General features: G+C 46.0%; 11 protein-coding genes and 1 pseudogene. 2 read left to right on the top strand and 10 right to left on the bottom strand.

What is annotated here, in order from left to right:
• Window positions 1-5: 5 nt before the first annotated feature.
• The 4 genes from crcB to THIAE_RS10960 are packed head-to-tail and all read right to left on the bottom strand — an operon-like array spanning window position 6 to window position 5,148.
• Entirely contained in the window at window positions 6-395 is a 390-nt protein-coding gene (gene crcB / locus THIAE_RS03895) for a fluoride efflux transporter CrcB (RefSeq protein WP_006459159.1), read from the bottom strand.
• Entirely contained in the window at window positions 392-1,735 is a 1,344-nt protein-coding gene (locus THIAE_RS03890) for a replication-associated recombination protein A (protein ID WP_006459160.1), read from the bottom strand. The genes crcB and THIAE_RS03890 overlap by 4 nt, the downstream gene beginning before the upstream one ends.
• 2 nt (window positions 1,736-1,737) lie before the next feature.
• Window positions 1,738-2,361 carry an outer membrane lipoprotein chaperone LolA gene (gene lolA / locus THIAE_RS03885; protein ID WP_006459161.1) on the bottom strand — a complete coding sequence of 208 codons (624 nt, stop codon included), beginning with the start codon at window positions 2,359-2,361 and terminating at the stop codon, window positions 1,738-1,740.
• 39 nt (window positions 2,362-2,400) lie between these two features.
• Window positions 2,401-5,148 carry a DNA translocase FtsK gene (locus THIAE_RS10960; RefSeq protein ID WP_006459162.1) on the bottom strand — a complete coding sequence of 916 codons (2,748 nt, stop codon included), beginning with the start codon at window positions 5,146-5,148 and terminating at the stop codon, window positions 2,401-2,403.
• A gap of 173 nt (window positions 5,149-5,321) precedes the next feature.
• Between THIAE_RS10960 and trxB the strand changes: the two genes are divergently transcribed.
• Together trxB and THIAE_RS03870 are read left to right on the top strand one after the other, a co-directional pair.
• Entirely contained in the window at window positions 5,322-6,275 is a 954-nt protein-coding gene (gene trxB, locus THIAE_RS03875) for a thioredoxin-disulfide reductase (RefSeq protein WP_006459163.1), read from the top strand.
• A gap of 92 nt (window positions 6,276-6,367) precedes the next feature.
• Window positions 6,368-8,392 (top strand): cache domain-containing protein, encoded by a 2,025-nt coding sequence (locus tag THIAE_RS03870; RefSeq protein WP_006459164.1) that lies wholly within the window; start codon window positions 6,368-6,370, stop codon window positions 8,390-8,392.
• Window positions 8,393-8,398: 6 nt separating this feature from the next.
• On the opposite strand, the gene THIAE_RS03865 is transcribed toward THIAE_RS03870, so the two are convergent.
• The 6 genes and pseudogenes from THIAE_RS03865 to queA all read right to left on the bottom strand — a co-directional run bounded on the left by THIAE_RS03865 (window position 8,399) and on the right by queA (window position 15,956).
• A complete protein-coding gene (locus THIAE_RS03865) occupies window positions 8,399-9,973 on the bottom strand; it encodes a peptide chain release factor 3 (protein WP_006459165.1) in 1,575 nt (524 codons plus the stop codon).
• 92 nt (window positions 9,974-10,065) lie between these two features.
• Window positions 10,066-11,130 (bottom strand): protein translocase subunit SecF, encoded by a 1,065-nt coding sequence (gene secF / locus THIAE_RS03860; protein ID WP_006459166.1) that lies wholly within the window; start codon window positions 11,128-11,130, stop codon window positions 10,066-10,068.
• A gap of 9 nt (window positions 11,131-11,139) precedes the next feature.
• Window positions 11,140-13,023 carry a protein translocase subunit SecD gene (gene secD / locus THIAE_RS03855; RefSeq protein ID WP_006459167.1) on the bottom strand — a complete coding sequence of 628 codons (1,884 nt, stop codon included), beginning with the start codon at window positions 13,021-13,023 and terminating at the stop codon, window positions 11,140-11,142.
• Window positions 13,024-13,241: 218 nt separating this feature from the next.
• Window positions 13,242-13,559, bottom strand: a pseudogene (yajC, locus tag THIAE_RS03850) (preprotein translocase subunit YajC); the annotation flags it as partial.
• A 111-nt stretch (window positions 13,560-13,670) separates the two neighbouring features.
• Window positions 13,671-14,783, bottom strand: a complete 1,113-nt coding sequence (tgt, locus tag THIAE_RS03845) for a tRNA guanosine(34) transglycosylase Tgt (protein ID WP_006459169.1) — start codon at window positions 14,781-14,783, stop codon at window positions 13,671-13,673.
• A gap of 135 nt (window positions 14,784-14,918) precedes the next feature.
• A complete protein-coding gene (gene queA, locus THIAE_RS03840) occupies window positions 14,919-15,956 on the bottom strand; it encodes a tRNA preQ1(34) S-adenosylmethionine ribosyltransferase-isomerase QueA (protein ID WP_025299296.1) in 1,038 nt (345 codons plus the stop codon).
• Window positions 15,957-15,958: the final 2 nt, after the last annotated feature.

Here is a 15,958-nt window from a genome sequence, read left to right as displayed (position 1 = left end):
CTGTTTTATAAAACTAAAAATTGCTTTGCCACCCAAAAACCGATCAATACCGCCAGGATACTTAATAACACACTGGCAAGGATATTAAGCACGGCCTTTAACCACTCACCTAGCTGAATAAACTGCAGGGTTTCATAAGAAAAAGTGGCAAAGGTGGTAAATGAACCTAAAAATCCAACAATTAAAAACGCTTTCCACTCCGCCGATACCGCCCACTTATCTAACAATAACAGAGTTAATAGACCGACAAAAAATGAACCAGTGACATTGACACCCAGCGTACCCCAAGCAAAATCCCGTCCCAACCACTCATAGGTGGCATGCGACATCGCAAAGCGCGCCAGAGCGCCTAATGCCCCACCCAAGGCGATGGCTAACCAAAACATCAAGGTCATCGCCCCCCCTTCTTCCGTCTTTGCAAAGGTGATTGGCGATTTAATTCAGCTAATTCTGCCAGTTTGGCGTTAATTTTAATTTCTAAGCCACGTTCTACCGGTTGATAAAACGCGTGCTCTGACATGGCATCCGGAAAGTAGCACTCACCAGCGGCAAAAGCATCTGTTTCATCATGTGCATAGCGATAACCTTCGCCATAGTCCAACTGCTTCATTAATTCGGTTGGCGCATTACGCAAATGCTTTGGCACAGGCAAATGTCCGGTATCCTTAGCACAGCTTAACGCCTTTTTATAAGCCAGATACACTGCATTTGATTTGGGTGAAACCGCCAAATAAACCGCTGCTTGCGCAAGCGCTAACTCCCCTTCTGGTGAACCCAAACGTTCATACGCCTGCGCCGCATCAATGGTCGTCGCCAACGCACGTGGATCGGCATTGCCTATTTCTTCTGAGGCCATGCGAATTAACCGTCGTGCCAAATAACGAGGATCAGCCCCACCAGCTAGCATGCGCGTCAGCCAATACAAGGCAGCTTGAGGATCGGAGCCACGAACCGATTTATGCAATGCCGATATTTGATCATAAAAGGCATCACCTTGCTTATCAAATCCAGCCAAGCCACGGGCTATCACTTTGCGACAGATATCAGCCTTAATCACCAGGCCTGCTGAGCTATGTTCTGCAAAATCTATCACTTGCTCTAGGCTATTCAATAAACGCCGCGCATCACCGTCGGCGGCATTTAACAGCCAGGTTTTGGCGTCATCTTCGAGCAGGATGCTTTGACCCAGCTCGGTTGCTAACACATCAGCAGCGCGATCAATCAAGGGGTTTAAATCGGCCTGAGTCAAGGGTTCAAGTACATAGACACGCGCTCGCGATAACAAAGCTCGATTTAGTTCAAATGACGGATTTTCGGTGGTCGCACCAATAAAAATAATCGTGCCATCTTCTACATAAGGCAAAAACGCATCTTGCTGCGCCTTATTGAAACGATGAACTTCATCCACAAACAGTAACGCCGACTGGCCAGTCAATTCACGCTCAGCTTGCGCCTGGTCAACGGCTTTGCGGACCTCTTTCACCCCATCCAACACCGCAGACAAGGCCAAAAACAGTCGATTCGATTGTTGTGCGATCAAGCGGGCCAATGACGTTTTACCCGTTCCCGGTGGCCCCCAAAAAATCATCGAATGCAAATGCTGCTGCGCTAAAGCACGTTCGATGGCACGACCCGGCGCCACTAAATGCGCTTGCCCGACAAAATCAGTTAAAGACTGCGGGCGCAGCCGTTCAGCGAGCGGTTGATAAGCAGGCCTGCTAGCAAACAAGGACACGGTTAAAACTCACCAAAATAGTCCACACTACCGTCCAGCTGGAGTTCAAAGTGTTCAAGGGCAATCGGTTGATTTTGCTTGATATTACTAAAGGTGACCTTAGTGACCTCTGTTGCACCCTGATACATCCAAACCGCCTGAATCTGTTGATCTTTTAACCCTACTTCGATGCTTTGAAAAAAGGTCGCGCGGCGCGGTCTAAGGTTGTACCAAGTTAAACCATTGCGCTCACCGGCGTCAATAATACGATAGGTTTGCTCAATCGGCTCCTCAAACAATAGCCATGCCAGTGGAATATCGCCTTGAATTTCACTGACCCGCTGTACCGTCACTTGCGCAAGTTCGGGTTCATACACCCACAAATGACGACCATCAACGAGAATTTGCTGGGGATCAGGACGAGTATAATTCCAACGCATCATCCCCGGTCGAGCTAAATAAAATTCACCAAACGCACGATTAACTCGAAAAAAATGTTCTTCAGGTTGCTCCTGGACAAAATCCGCTTGAAACGTGACCAGCTGATCAATCGCTTGCTGCAAAGGATGCGGGGATTGCGCCCACACCAGGCCTGGTAATAACACCAGGCTCAGCCATAGCCCACTAAAATAATGCCGAACTGTCATAAAAATCCTTAAAACTAGGTTTAATCAGTGAACAAGTCATTAATCATGTCGGGGCGTTAAGACCTCTCTTACCCCGTTCGCTTGCATAGTCGATACCACACCGGCCGCTTCCATTGCTTCCACGATACGCGCTGCACGGTTATAGCCAATTTTGAAACGGCGCTGCACCATGGAAATACTCACGCGACCGCCTTCAACCACAAACGCCACCACTTCATCATAAAGCGGATCAGATTCAGCATCATCATTAACGTTAGCACCATTACTAGTCGCCCCGCCGCCATTTTCATGATCATGGGTGATTTCCGGCAGATACTGTGGCGCTCCTTGTTGCTTTATAAAATCAACCACCCGATGTACTTCGTCATCAGATACAAACGCGCCATGTACACGTAATGGCGAGCCACTACCTGGTGGCAGATACAACATATCCCCCATCCCTAACAAGCTTTCAGCCCCCATCTGATCCAGAATTGTTCTCGAATCAATTTTGGACGACACTTGAAAGGATATCCGTGTCGGTACATTGGCTTTTATCAAACCAGTAATCACGTTGACCGATGGACGCTGGGTAGCCAATACCAAGTGAATTCCTGACGCCCGCGCTTTTTGCGCCAAACGCGCAATCAATTCTTCTACTTTTTTACCGACCACCATGATCATATCGGCAAATTCATCAATGATTACGACAATAAAAGGTAACGGCGTTAGGGTTGGGGGTTCATCCGCAATCGCCATGCCGTGATTCGCAGCCTGCTCAAATAACGGGTCCACTATCGGCGTGCCAGCATCAATGGCTGCTTGCACTTTTTCATTGAAGCCTGCAATGTTGCGCACGCCCATTTTGGCCATCAATTGATAGCGACGATCCATTTCAAATACGCACCAACGTAACGCATTAGCGGCATCACTCATATCCGTCACCACCGGTGTTAATAAGTGAGGAATGTCCCCATAAATTGACAACTCCAACATTTTTGGATCGATCATAATGAATTTAATTTGGTCCGGTCGGCCCTTTAACAACATACTAATAATCATGCTGTTAACCCCAACCGATTTACCTGAACCGGTGGTACCAGCAACGAGTACATGAGGCATTTTAGCCAAATTCGCGACCACCGGCTGCCCTTCAATATCCTTCCCTAAACCTAAGGCTAATAAGTCTTTACTGTCTTGAAAAGCTGGCGATTGCAATACGTCCTTAAAGCTGACGATTTCACGATTCTCATTCGGAATTTCAATGCCTACATAAGGCTTGCCGGGAATGACATCGACCACACGCACCGATTGCACCGACATTGCTCGCGCCAAATCTTTGGCGAGGTTATTAATTTGATTCACCTTTACACCAGGAGCCGGCATTAATTCAAAGCGCGTGACCACCGGGCCGGGCAAAACGGCCTCAACCGTAGCGGTGACACCAAATTCAAGCAGACGCGTTTCTAGTAATTTAGACAAATCCAGTAATTGCTCTGAGGTATAACGATCTTTATAGACTCGAGGAGGGTCTAGGAGCTCAACGTCTGGAATTTGATAATCTGCGGTCGTTGCAGCGACTGGCGCTGTCGCAACCTTGGCTTGACTCACTCCTTCGGCTTGAGTAACAGGAGGAGCGGATACTTCAGATATGGTTTGTTCCGAATCAAGATTAACTGACTCATCTTTTAAGCCTGGCGAGGCTTTGACCGCCAGACTGCTTAAATCGCCTAAGTGTTGTTGCGGCCGACTCTTAGTATCTGTAGCCAAGATGTCTTGTTCAGCCGCTAAACCCATTTTGGGTGATTTTTTCTCATCCGTTTCAATTAGAGCGGTCTCAGATTGCTTGCCAAACAAATTTGGCGAAGCCAGCCCTTTTGCGACATCTTTTAAACTAGCAAAATCAAAGCGCTTTTTGGTATCGTCTGGCGTGCTATCGCTTTGAGGGTTTTGGGAATCAAGTGTTTTAATCAGTGGCGCTTTTCGCACTGGCGGTGCTTCGTGGTCAACACTTACAGGCGTTATACCCGCGGCGGCATCGCCAACGGGTCGCCGAGACACTCGCGCCTGCGCCGTCATTTTAACAGCTTGTAGTTTAGTGGTTAGACTCTGCCCAATCGCTTGCCATGGGATACGCTTTTGTTGGGTTAAAAGATAATGCAGCAGGCCTGCTACACGCGGCTTAAGCCAAGCAATCGTTTGCCAAAAACTTTGCCCTGTAATTTCAAATATGGATAACCAAGAACGTGCTAAAGCCAAGCTCAAGCCAATGGCCATCAACGCAATGAGTAGCAAGGTAGTAGCTAGCAGATCAAATCGTGCAACCAAAAACTGGCTTAATTCAAACCCGACTACACCACCGGAATAAAATGGTAAGGGTACCCAGGTTTGATCAGGGCTAATGAATAAACTGGCAAATGCCGCACCACTGACCACAATGAGCAAAACCCCCACCAAACTAAGCGCTATCCTTGCAATGTCATAGTCATCATTACGCCGGTTGCGTAAAACCAACCAGCTGACCATAAACAGGCCCACTGACCAAGCAAAGGCAAAAACACCAAACACATACAACAACATCGAAGATAACCAAGCGCCAGTTGCCCCGCCATAATTTAGGATCATGGTATTTTGATTGACCTGCTGAAAGCCAACATCATCTGGATGGTAACTATAAAGCACCAGAAGTAAGAAAAAAGCCAAAGCAAATCCAGCAATAAAAATGGCGTCTTTAAACAACCAATGTGAAGCTTTGTGGCTTTGCTGACTTGACGAAGCAGATGATGGAGCTGTATGTTTAAAATCCAATGTAAATCCCGTTATTATTAGCTTTGAGCAAGCCGTTTTTACCTTTATTTAGCTATCAGACCTTGTTTGCACTTTGTCGCGCCATTCGGTCATTAAAAACTGTTAAAATTTTAACATAAGCAAGTCGCTACGAAGGTCTAAACTCCACACAACATAAAACTAAAGGAACATGCATGACTACAAAACACTGTAAATTGTTAATTTTAGGATCAGGCCCTGCGGGCTATTCAGCGGCAGTATATGCTGCACGAGCCAACCTTAATCCGGTTATTGTTACCGGCTTGCAACAAGGCGGCCAATTAACCACCACAACCGAAGTGGATAACTGGCCAGGCGATCCTGAGGGCTTAACTGGACCAGATTTAATGGTACGTATGCAAAAACATGCGGAACGCTTTGGTACTGAAATCATTTTCGATCATATTCATACCGCCGATTTATCTCAACGCCCATTCAAGTTAATCGGCGATAGCAGCGAATACACCTGCGATGCCCTGATTATTGCAACCGGCGCCTCGGCTAAATACTTAGGCTTGGAATCTGAAATGGCCTTCAAGGGTAAAGGTGTATCTGCCTGTGCAACCTGCGACGGATTTTTTTATCGTAATCAAAAAGTCGCTGTAGTGGGTGGGGGTAATACCGCTGTTGAAGAAGCGTTATACCTATCTAACATTGCCGCAGAAGTGACGGTTATTCACCGCCGCGATAAGTTTAGCAGTGAAAAAATTCTTTCTGATCAACTAATCAAAAAATCCAAAGATGGCAACATTAAAATTATTTATAATAGTGTCGTGGATGAGATTTTAGGTGATAAGACCGGTGTAACGGGGATTCGTATTCGTGAACGCGATGGTGAGGCTACGCAAGACCTGGATGTTTCAGGGGTATTCATTGCGATAGGACACACACCGAATACAGATATATTTGCTGGTCAACTTGAAATGATTAACGGCTACATTAAAGTAAAAAGTGGTTTAGAGGGTAATGCAACGGCGACCTCTATCTCGGGCGTATTTGCAGCCGGCGATGTGATGGATCAAATTTATAAACAAGCCATTACCTCATCTGGCGCTGGCTGCATGGCTGCACTGGATGTCGAAAAATACCTAGAATCATTAGAAGCTTAAATCCCTCCGCACTCAAAACCTATAGACTAGGCAAGCTTGCCTAGTCTTTTTGTATCAAAAAAATAATTTTTATACGCTCAAGGACGGCAATAATGCAAAGTCAATCCAATGAACACAATGAACACAATGCCATTTTGACTAAACTCATTGCAGGATTACCGGAAATTAAAAATTATTTGTCAGAGTTAGAGAGTCAAGACCTCTGGTGGACCACTGTGGCGATGGTAGGCAAGATTAATAATCAAAATATCGATCCACAGTTGCTGGTCTCTATTGTTGAAACGCAGGTCGAGTTTCAAAAACTGCGTGACAAAATGATGTCCTCATTGATTGAACGCTACGAGAGCCAGGCGAAATCCGATCTGCAACTCAAAACCCAAGCCATTATTGACATCATTAATCGCAACCTTTTTGAGCGTACCGCCGACGTTGGCTTTTTAGCCGAAGATCTTGTTATAAAAGACTACTTAAGAGTTCAGCATCCTGATAAAAGTGATAACGAACGTATCCAACAAAGACTGACCGAATATGCCGCCAAATATACTGTTTACAAGGATATCGCATTAGTCAAACCGGATCATTCGCTGGCCTACAGTCTTAAATATGGTAATAAATCTCTTGTAATGCATGATCTATTCTTGCAAGACAGAAAACTGCAACAAGGACAATTTGTAGAACACTTCGGCCCCTGCTCGCTCTATGACGATGAAAAACGGGTACTTCTTTACATCCAGGCCATCCGCAAAGACAGCCAAGTCTTAGGCTACCTCATTCTTCATTTTAGATTCTATGATGAAATGAACGGCATTTTTAAAACCCTTAACCTGGGTAACACTCAGTATAAAATGCGTTTAACCCATAATGATGGTGAAACCCTGGCCAGTAATGACTCAATACACTATCCCCTATACAAGAAAACCGGCAAGCCCAAGTCGGCTATTAACCCATCAGTTCATCAGTCGTCCTTAACCCTCGCTAGAACAACTAAGGGTTATGAAGGTTTTATGGGCTTGCCATGGCTTAGTGAAGCCTCATTAGACGTAAAATCTGCCATTCAACAACACAAACCAGCCGAGTTAAACCACTCGCTAAATTACCAGATTAACTCACAAAGCCCGCTGTTTTTGCACGAACTAACTGAAACTAACTTAATGGTCAAAAATCTGTTATTGATCGTTATTTTAAATGGCAAGATTAACTCTCTAAAACGAGAGGTGTCTGCATTTTTGCCGGTACTGGAAAGTTTCCAAGAAATAAGCCAGAATATTTCAGATACCTTTAATCGCTTCATTCATCATTTGCATAGCGTGATTTTAAAAATCGTGCTCACAAAATTGGAAAACAGTGCATTGTTGTCTGCCGAAATCATGGATCGCAATCTATACGAACGCGCCAATGACGTAAGATGGTGGGCGTTGAATGATCGCTTAATTAACTGTTTAAAGGCTAATCTTAGCAATAGCAGCGAATTTGCCTCTTTGCAGGTTAAAGCACAACAAACCCTGCTAACTATTAACAATCTCTACACAGTTTATACCAATCTATTATTGATCGATCATAACCACAATATTATTGCTGTTTCTAATCCTGAAGAGTCAAAATGGCTTGGTCAAAAATTTGAGCACAAAACGGACTTAGAGCAATGCTTTAAAGTCTCCAATTCACAAGCCTACTTTGCATCCAATTTCAAACCATCACCCTACTATGGGGATAAGCCCACTTATATTTACTATGCCCCCATTAAAGACCCTGAAAAAAATAGTAATCTTGGGGCGATTGCAATCGTATTTGATAGTGCACCGCAGTTTAAAGCCATCCTAAAAGACTTTGCACCTGATTTTATGCGCCATGAACTCAAAACAGCTAGCTTTAATGCATTTATAAATAGCAAAGGCCAGGTTATTTCGTCCAATACGGATCTTTTACAGGCAGGTCAACAGATTACACTCCCAGCAGAACTGGGACAATTTTCAGCTGGAAAACAAGGCTTAGCTGAGATAACACTTGGAGGCACAGCATTCATTTGCCGTTTCTTTATGAGTAAAGGCTATCGCGAATTTAAAAATGCTGATGGCTACAACAACTATGTTATTGCGCTTGCAGCCATCAAGAAATAACGATTTTTAGTGCTCGCGGGTGGCGACAAATTTTAGGTTAGGCCAACGCTCTTCGGTCAATTGTAAATTGACCCGCGTTGGCGCGATATAGACCAACTGATCAGCGGCATCATAGGCGACATTGTCGGTTACCTTATCCAAAAACTTGCTGATTTCTGCCTTGTCGCCAATCACCCAGCGCGCAGTGGCGACATTGACTGGCTCAAACTGACAGGCCACGTTGTACTCATCGGCTAAGCGTTGTGCCACCACTTCAAACTGCAAAACCCCCACCGCGCCCAAAATTAAATCATTATTACTAATCGGGCGATAGAGCTGGGTTGCGCCTTCTTCAGATAGTTGCGTCAGACCTTTTTGCAGGGCTTTCATTTTCATCGGATCTTTTAAACGTGCGCGACGGAATAGCTCTGGAGCAAAGTTCGGGATACCGGTAAACTTTAAAACCTCACCCTCAGTAAAGGTATCGCCAATTTTAATGGTGCCATGGTTGTGTAAACCAATAATATCGCCTGGATAGGCTTCTTCGGCCTGCTCACGTTTATTGGCTAAAAAGGTAATCGCTTTGGAGATTTTAACGTCCTTGCCAATGCGCACGTGTTTGAGTTTTTTGCCGGCCTCGTATTTGCCCGACACAATCCGCATAAACGCGACACGGTCACGGTGTGCTGGATCCATGTTTGCTTGGATTTTAAACACAAATCCAGTCATCTTGTCTTCGTCTGCTTTTACAAAGCGGTCTTCGGTTTCGCGGCCTTTGGGCGGCGGTGCATACATCGCAAACCCATCTAGCAACTCTTGCAGTCCAAAGTTATTCACTGCAGAACCAAAAAACACCGGGGTTTGCTTGCCCTGTAAAAAAGTTTCTAAATCAAACTCATGACTGGCACCGCGCACCAACTCAATTTCATCACGAAGTTCATCCGCCATGCCGCCAATCAACTCATCCAATCTTGGGTTATCCAAGCCCTGAATCAACTCACCCTCGCTGGCACGCTGGCCATCAGCCTGAGCAAATAAACGAATCGTGTCGTTATACAAATGGTAAATGCCTTTAAATCGCTTGCCCATACCAATCGGCCAAGTCATTGGGGCGCATTCGATTTTCAAAACGTCTTCCACCTCATCCAACAACTCAATCGGCTCTTTCCCTTCCCGGTCAAGCTTGTTGATAAAGGTCAAAATAGGCGTATCACGTAAGCGACAGACCTCCATCAGTTTAATGGTACGATCCTCGACCCCTTTGGCCACGTCAATGACCATTAGCGCCGAATCCACTGCGGTTAAAACCCGATAGGTATCTTCAGAAAAGTCCTCATGCCCAGGGGTATCCAACAGATTCATCATCACGTCTTTATAGGGAAACTGCATCACCGACGAGGCCACCGAAATACCCCGCTCCTGCTCCATTTTCATCCAGTCTGACGTGGCACCACGATCCGTTTTGCGGCTTTTCACGGCACCAGCCATTTGAATAGCACCACCGTATAACAAGAGTTTTTCGGTAACGGTAGTTTTACCGGCATCGGGGTGGGAAATAATCGCAAAGGTGCGACGGCGTGTGGTTTCTAGAATCAAAGACATGAATTTAATCTACTACTAAAATAATCAGGTTAAAACAAAACAGCAGATCCAACCTCATTGAATCTGCTGTGCATTTTTATCCAGCAGGCCTGCTAGTCTTGTGCTTTTCGCTTGGCTTCTTGCGCAAGAAAATCTCTATGGAGCTCGTCATCCGACAAATCATTTGCCTCGCCCTCTTTTTTGACCGGTGGCATCAAGTCTTGTTTCGAGACACCTAACATCAAGGCAATATTACCCGCAACATAGATCGACGAATAGGTACCCACCACTACACCAATAATCAGTGCTGTGGCAAAACCATGAATAATCTCACCACCTAAAAAATAAAGTGCTGTCAGAACCAACAAGGTGGTTAAGGAGGTCATTAAGGTTCGCGCCAGCATATCATTCAGCGCTTTGTTGGTGACTTCGGTGGGCGTGCCTACCCTGACCGTTCTAAAGTTTTCCCTTATTCGGTCAAACACAACAATAGTATCGTTGAGCGAGTAGCCTATTATCGCTAGAATTGCTGCCAAAACCGTCAAGTCAAACTGGATCTGGGTCCAGGCGAATACACCAAGCGTGATTACCACATCATGCACCAATGCGGCAATCGCCCCTAGTGAAAAGCGATACTCGAAGCGTAACGCTACATAAATTAAGATACCGATTAAGGCATAGAGCACGGCCAAGGCTCCATCAGTGGTGAGTTCTTCACCGACCTGCGGACCAACAAACTCTACACGACGCAAATCAATCAGTTGATCAGTAGACTTTTGCAACGCAGACATGACTTCGTTACTCAAAGTTGCAGAGGCCATATCTTCGCGCGGTGCAATTCGAATCAGCACTTCACGTGATGAACCAAAATGCTGAACCTGAGCTTCATCGTAACCCGCCGCCACTAGATGACTACGGATTTCCGTCAGGTCTGCGCCCTGTGGATAAGTTAGCTCAATAATCGTACCGCCGGTAAAATCGACACCAAGATTGAGTCCCTTGTACCACAAACCGAATACTGAGCCGATAATCAATAAAATCGATAAGAGCACTGCGGGGGTACGAATTTTTAAAAAATTGATCTTGCCATAATCAAGCGGTGCCGTATTACTATCGGCTTGCTCGGCGGCATGATTATTTGAACTCGTAAGGGGTGCTGCGTTTAAATTAGTACTCATGCTTCACTCCTAAATCCACAACTTAGTCACACGTTTATTGCCATAACGCCAATTAACTAAACTTCGCGTTAACAATATCGCCGTAAACATTGAGGTCGCAATACCAATAGTTAGTGTAATCGCAAACCCTTTAATCGGCCCGGTGCCAAAACTAAATAACACAATCGCCGCAATCAGCGTAGTGATATTGGCATCGGCAATGGTAACAAAGGCCTTTTCATAGCCCGCATGAATCGCCGTTTGAATAGAGCTTTTTTTCATCTCTTCGCGTATTCGTTCAAAGATCAGTACGTTGGCATCCACCGCCATCCCGACCGTTAATACAATCCCTGCGATACCAGGCAGTGTGAGGGTTGCTTGTAATAAGGATAGCACTGCAACAATCACCACTAGGTTAACGGTTAGCGCCACGTTAGCGATCATCCCAAAAGCTTTATAACGCCAAGCCATAACGATAAGCACCAATATAAAACCAACAATGACCGACATTAGACCTTGGTTGATGTTGTCTTGACCTAGGCTTGGCCCAACAGTACGTTCTTCAACAATTTCCATCGGTGCCGCCAACGCACCGGCACGGAGTAATAAGGCTAGGTTTTGCGCTTCTTGCGAACTCGATAAACCAGTGATTTGGAAGCGATTAGCAAACTGATCACGAATAACCGCCGCGTTGATAACATCTCGAGTTACAATGCGTTCACGTACTAACTCACCGTCACGCTCAATCGTTTCAACACGACTTTCAATGAAGACCACTGCCATCCGGTTACCAATATTGTCACGAGTTGTCGCCAACATACGACGGCCCCCTGCGCCATCAAGGGTAACACTGACCTGTGGCGAGCCTTGCTGCGCATCTATCCCAGACTGCGCATTAATAACGCTCTCACCCGTCACGATGACATTACGCTGGAGTAGAATAGGTCGGCCATCACGAAAATTAAATAGCTGAGTATTCGGTGGCACGGCGCCAGTGCGTTCAGCACGCTCCGCATCTCCGCGTTCATCTACTAAACGGAATTCAAGCGTCGCGGTCGCGCCTAAGATTTCTTTGGCTCGCGCGGTATCCTGCACACCGGGTAACTGCACCACTATCCGACGCTCACCCTGTTGTTGAATGACCGGTTCCGCCACGCCCAATTCATTAATACGATTACGCAAGGTAGTGATGTTTTGTTGCAAGGCAAAACGTTTGGTTTCAGCGATCACACTGGCGGCCAAACGCATCTCAACCATCGCAACATCACCCTCATCTAACGCACGCGTTTGCAGCTCACTGCCCATTTCACGATTAATACGCACTAAGCCTTGATCACGCGCCTCAGCGGAACGAAAGATAACGCGCAAGGTTTCATCTTGGTATTCAACAGTTTGATAACGAATACGCTCGTCTCTCAGCAGATTACGCACCTCATCATCAAAACGCCGATAGGCATTGGCTACCGCCGCGTCCATATCGACATCCATTAGAAAGTGCACACCCCCGCGCAAATCCAGACCTAAGTACATCGGCTGACCACCCAAGGCACGCAACCAATTTGGCGTAGCCGGTGCTAAGTTCAAGGCCACCACCGCTTGACGACCAAATAACTCGCGCATTAAATCGTTTGCTTGTAATTGGGTGTCAACATCCTCAAAACGAATCAGATATTGCTCACCATCAAAGCTCAACAACTTAGGCACCAGGCCTGCTTGGGTTAATCGCTGTTCAATTTGCTCAGTAGTGTTGGCATTGAATTGCCCAGCTTGCACTGGCGAAATTTGTACGGAAGGGTCATCACCATAAATATTGGGCATCGCATAAGTGAGGCCCAACACGACAACAACAATAACTAGCAGATATTTCCAAGCCGGAAAACGATTTGAGATGATCTGACGTTGCGATTCAAACATAAAACAAGCCTTTAGCTAAATTGGGCTATAGAAAGTGGGCTACTCATGATATTTCCGCGATGAAAAAAGGGGCCAACGCCCCTTTCATCAACCAATTCACATTACTTGGTTTCTTTATTTTCAATAGCGGCTGACTCAGCGTTGTCGTCCGTTTTATCGTCCGCTTTGCTATCTGTTTTGGAATCGGTATCAGCAGATTTACCGCCAACACCCGCTGTTTTTAAGGTGCCTTTTGGCAATAGGCGCGCAATATTTTGACGGTCTAGTTTAACAATAACGTTCGGCGCAATTTCAAGTTCACAAAACGCATCATCCAAGTCACGAATCTTCCCGCCAATACCACCATAAGTAATAACTTCGTCGCCTTTTTGAACTTCGCTCACTAGTTTACGGTGTTCTTTAACCTTTTTCTGTTGTGGACGAATCAACAAGAAATAGAAGATCACAAACAACAAAATTAACGGAATAAGGCCTTCCCAGCCTGCTCCACCCGAACCGCCGCCATCAGCCATTGCACTGCTAATAAAAAAATCCATGCCCTACTCCTTAAAATTCAAAAATAAACAATCGGCGTATTTTGGCACAACTTACCTTAAAAATCAGCTTTTTTAACCCAACCTGATTTAACCCTATTTAACTGGCTCGCGTTACAAAGGCGGTACTTCAAGACCACGCGCTATATAGAAGTCCACTACAAATTGCTCAAAACGCTGTTCTGCAATCGATTGGCGAATGTCGCGCATCAACTTCTGATAATAATGTAAATTGTGAATCGTATTGAGCCGTGCGCCCTGAATTTCGCCACACTTATCTAAATGATGCAAATAGGCACGAGTATAGTTTTTACAGGTATAGCAATCGCATTGAGCGTCAATCGGCTCAAGGCTGGTTTTATTGACAGCATTACGAATTTTAACTACGCCGCTGTGGGTAAACAAAAAGCCATTGCGCGCATTGCGCGTAGGAATCACGCAATCAAACATATCTATGCCCCGACGCACCGCCTCGACAATATCCTCCGGCTTACCGACCCCCATTAAATAGCGGGGTTTATCTTTAGGCAGCAAGGGTTCAGTCGCATCCAGCACACGCTTCATGTCTTCTTTCGGTTCACCCACCGACAAACCGCCAATCGCATAACCATCAAAACCAATTTGTTGTAATTTTTCAGCCGATTCTTTTCTTAAATCAGCATACATACCACCCTGCACTATGCCAAACAAGGCCGATGGATTGTCACCATGCGCCTCTTTAGAACGCTGCGCCCAACGTAACGATAACCGCATCGATACGTCCGCCTCAATATGGCTAGCTGGATAAGGTGTGCATTCGTCAAAAATCATCACAATATCCGAACCCAAATCGCGCTGAATTTGCATCGATTCTTCCGGGCCCATAAATATTTTTGAACCATTAACTGGGTTCGCGAAGGTGACGCCTTCTTCGGTAATCTTGCGCATCTTACCCAAACTAAACACCTGAAAACCGCCAGAATCGGTCAGAATAGGCCCTTTCCAATGCATAAAATCATGCAAATCGCCATGCAATTTAATAATGTCAGTACCTGGTCTGATCGCCAAATGAAAGGTATTACCCAGCATAATCTGTGCGCCGGTATCCGTAATCTCTTCTGGCGTCATACCCTTCACCGAACCATAGGTACCTACTGGCATAAAAGCAGGTGTTTCAACTGTCCCGCGCGCAAACTTTAGTCGTCCACGCCGCGCACGACCATCCTGCTTGTCTAATTCAAATTTCATTTAAACCTTATTCCTGCCTAGATTATTCAATTCGCTTCCACCTATGTGCCCCGACTCCTTCGGCTTTTTGCTGCGCAAAAAGAGGCGTCGCTGGAGCACATAGGCTCCGCTTCAACGGCGTAAAACCTGATAAATTCATTCTTCTCTGCTGAGCGCTTTGTTAAACACCAACATCGCATCACCATAACTAAAAAAACGATAACGCTGTTCAACGGCATGACGATAGGCCGCCATGGTTTCTTGATACCCGGCTAAGGCGCTTACTAACATAATCAGTGTCGATTCAGGTAGATGAAAATTGGTTAACAGCACATCTACCTGCTGAAATTGATAGCCAGGACTTATAAAAATATCGGTATCTCCCGTGTAGGGTCGAAGCTGACCATCTTTGGAAGCCGACTCCAAACAACGCACCGAGGTTGTCCCGACCGCAATTATACGTCCGCCCTTGGCTCGTGCCGCCTTCACCTGCTCGACCAGGCCTGCTTCCACCTCCAACCACTCGGAGTGCATGGTATGTTGACTAATGTCATCAACCTGCACCGGTTTAAAGGTACCTGCCCCGACATGCAGGGTCACAAAGCCTATGTCCGCCCCCTTGGCTTTAATTGCGGCAAGCATGGCTTCATCAAAATGCAAACCCGCCGTGGGCGCGGCAACGGCACCAGGCCTGGTGGCATAAACAGTTTGATAACGGTTTTTATCATTATCGGTATCCGCCCGTTCGATATAAGGCGGCAGTGGCATGTGGCCATGCGCTTCGACCCATTCAAGTGGCGTTTTAGCTGGGTCAAAGGCCACTGAGAACAACGCCCCTTCGCGCCCCAGTACCTCGACTTCAAAAGCATTTTCAATCCACAGCTTCGCACCTGGTTTTGGTGACTTAGATGAGCGAATATGACACAAAGCCTGGCTGTCGTTAATGATGCGTTCAATTAGCAGCTCAATTTGCCCGCCGGTCGCTTTTTGACCAAACAGCCGTGCTGGAATGACTTTAGTGTTATTGAAGACTAACAGGTCATGCGGCTCAATAAAATCAAGAATATCAACAAACTGCTTATCTTGTAGCCCGGTGCCTTGCACAACCAACAAGCGACTCGCACGGCGCTGAGAAGTAGGTTGTTGCGCAATCAGTTCTTCAGGTAACTCAAAATAAAAGTCTTGGCGTTTCAATG

This window comes from Thiomicrospira aerophila AL3 (genome assembly GCF_000227665.2).
Classification (GTDB): domain Bacteria; phylum Pseudomonadota; class Gammaproteobacteria; order Thiomicrospirales; family Thiomicrospiraceae; genus Thiomicrospira; species Thiomicrospira aerophila.
The sequence above is the reverse complement of the archived record's forward strand: the minus strand, read 5'-3'. Positions and strand labels throughout refer to the sequence as shown.

Bases quoted from the DNA above. Each gene is read 5' to 3' on its own strand.
- crcB (WP_006459159.1), bottom strand. From the start codon at position 395: ATGACCTTGATGTTTTGGTTAGCCATCGCCTTGGGTGGGGCATTAGGC.
- lolA (WP_006459161.1), bottom strand. From the start codon at position 2,361: ATGACAGTTCGGCATTATTTTAGTGGGCTATGGCTGAGCCTGGTGTTA.
- trxB (WP_006459163.1), top strand. From the start codon at position 5,322: ATGACTACAAAACACTGTAAATTGTTAATTTTAGGATCAGGCCCTGCG.
- THIAE_RS03870 (WP_006459164.1), top strand. From the start codon at position 6,368: ATGCAAAGTCAATCCAATGAACACAATGAACACAATGCCATTTTGACT.
- THIAE_RS03865 (WP_006459165.1), bottom strand. From the start codon at position 9,973: ATGTCTTTGATTCTAGAAACCACACGCCGTCGCACCTTTGCGATTATT.
- secF (WP_006459166.1), bottom strand. From the start codon at position 11,130: ATGAGTACTAATTTAAACGCAGCACCCCTTACGAGTTCAAATAATCAT.
- secD (WP_006459167.1), bottom strand. From the start codon at position 13,023: ATGTTTGAATCGCAACGTCAGATCATCTCAAATCGTTTTCCGGCTTGG.
- tgt (WP_006459169.1), bottom strand. From the start codon at position 14,783: ATGAAATTTGAATTAGACAAGCAGGATGGTCGTGCGCGGCGTGGACGA.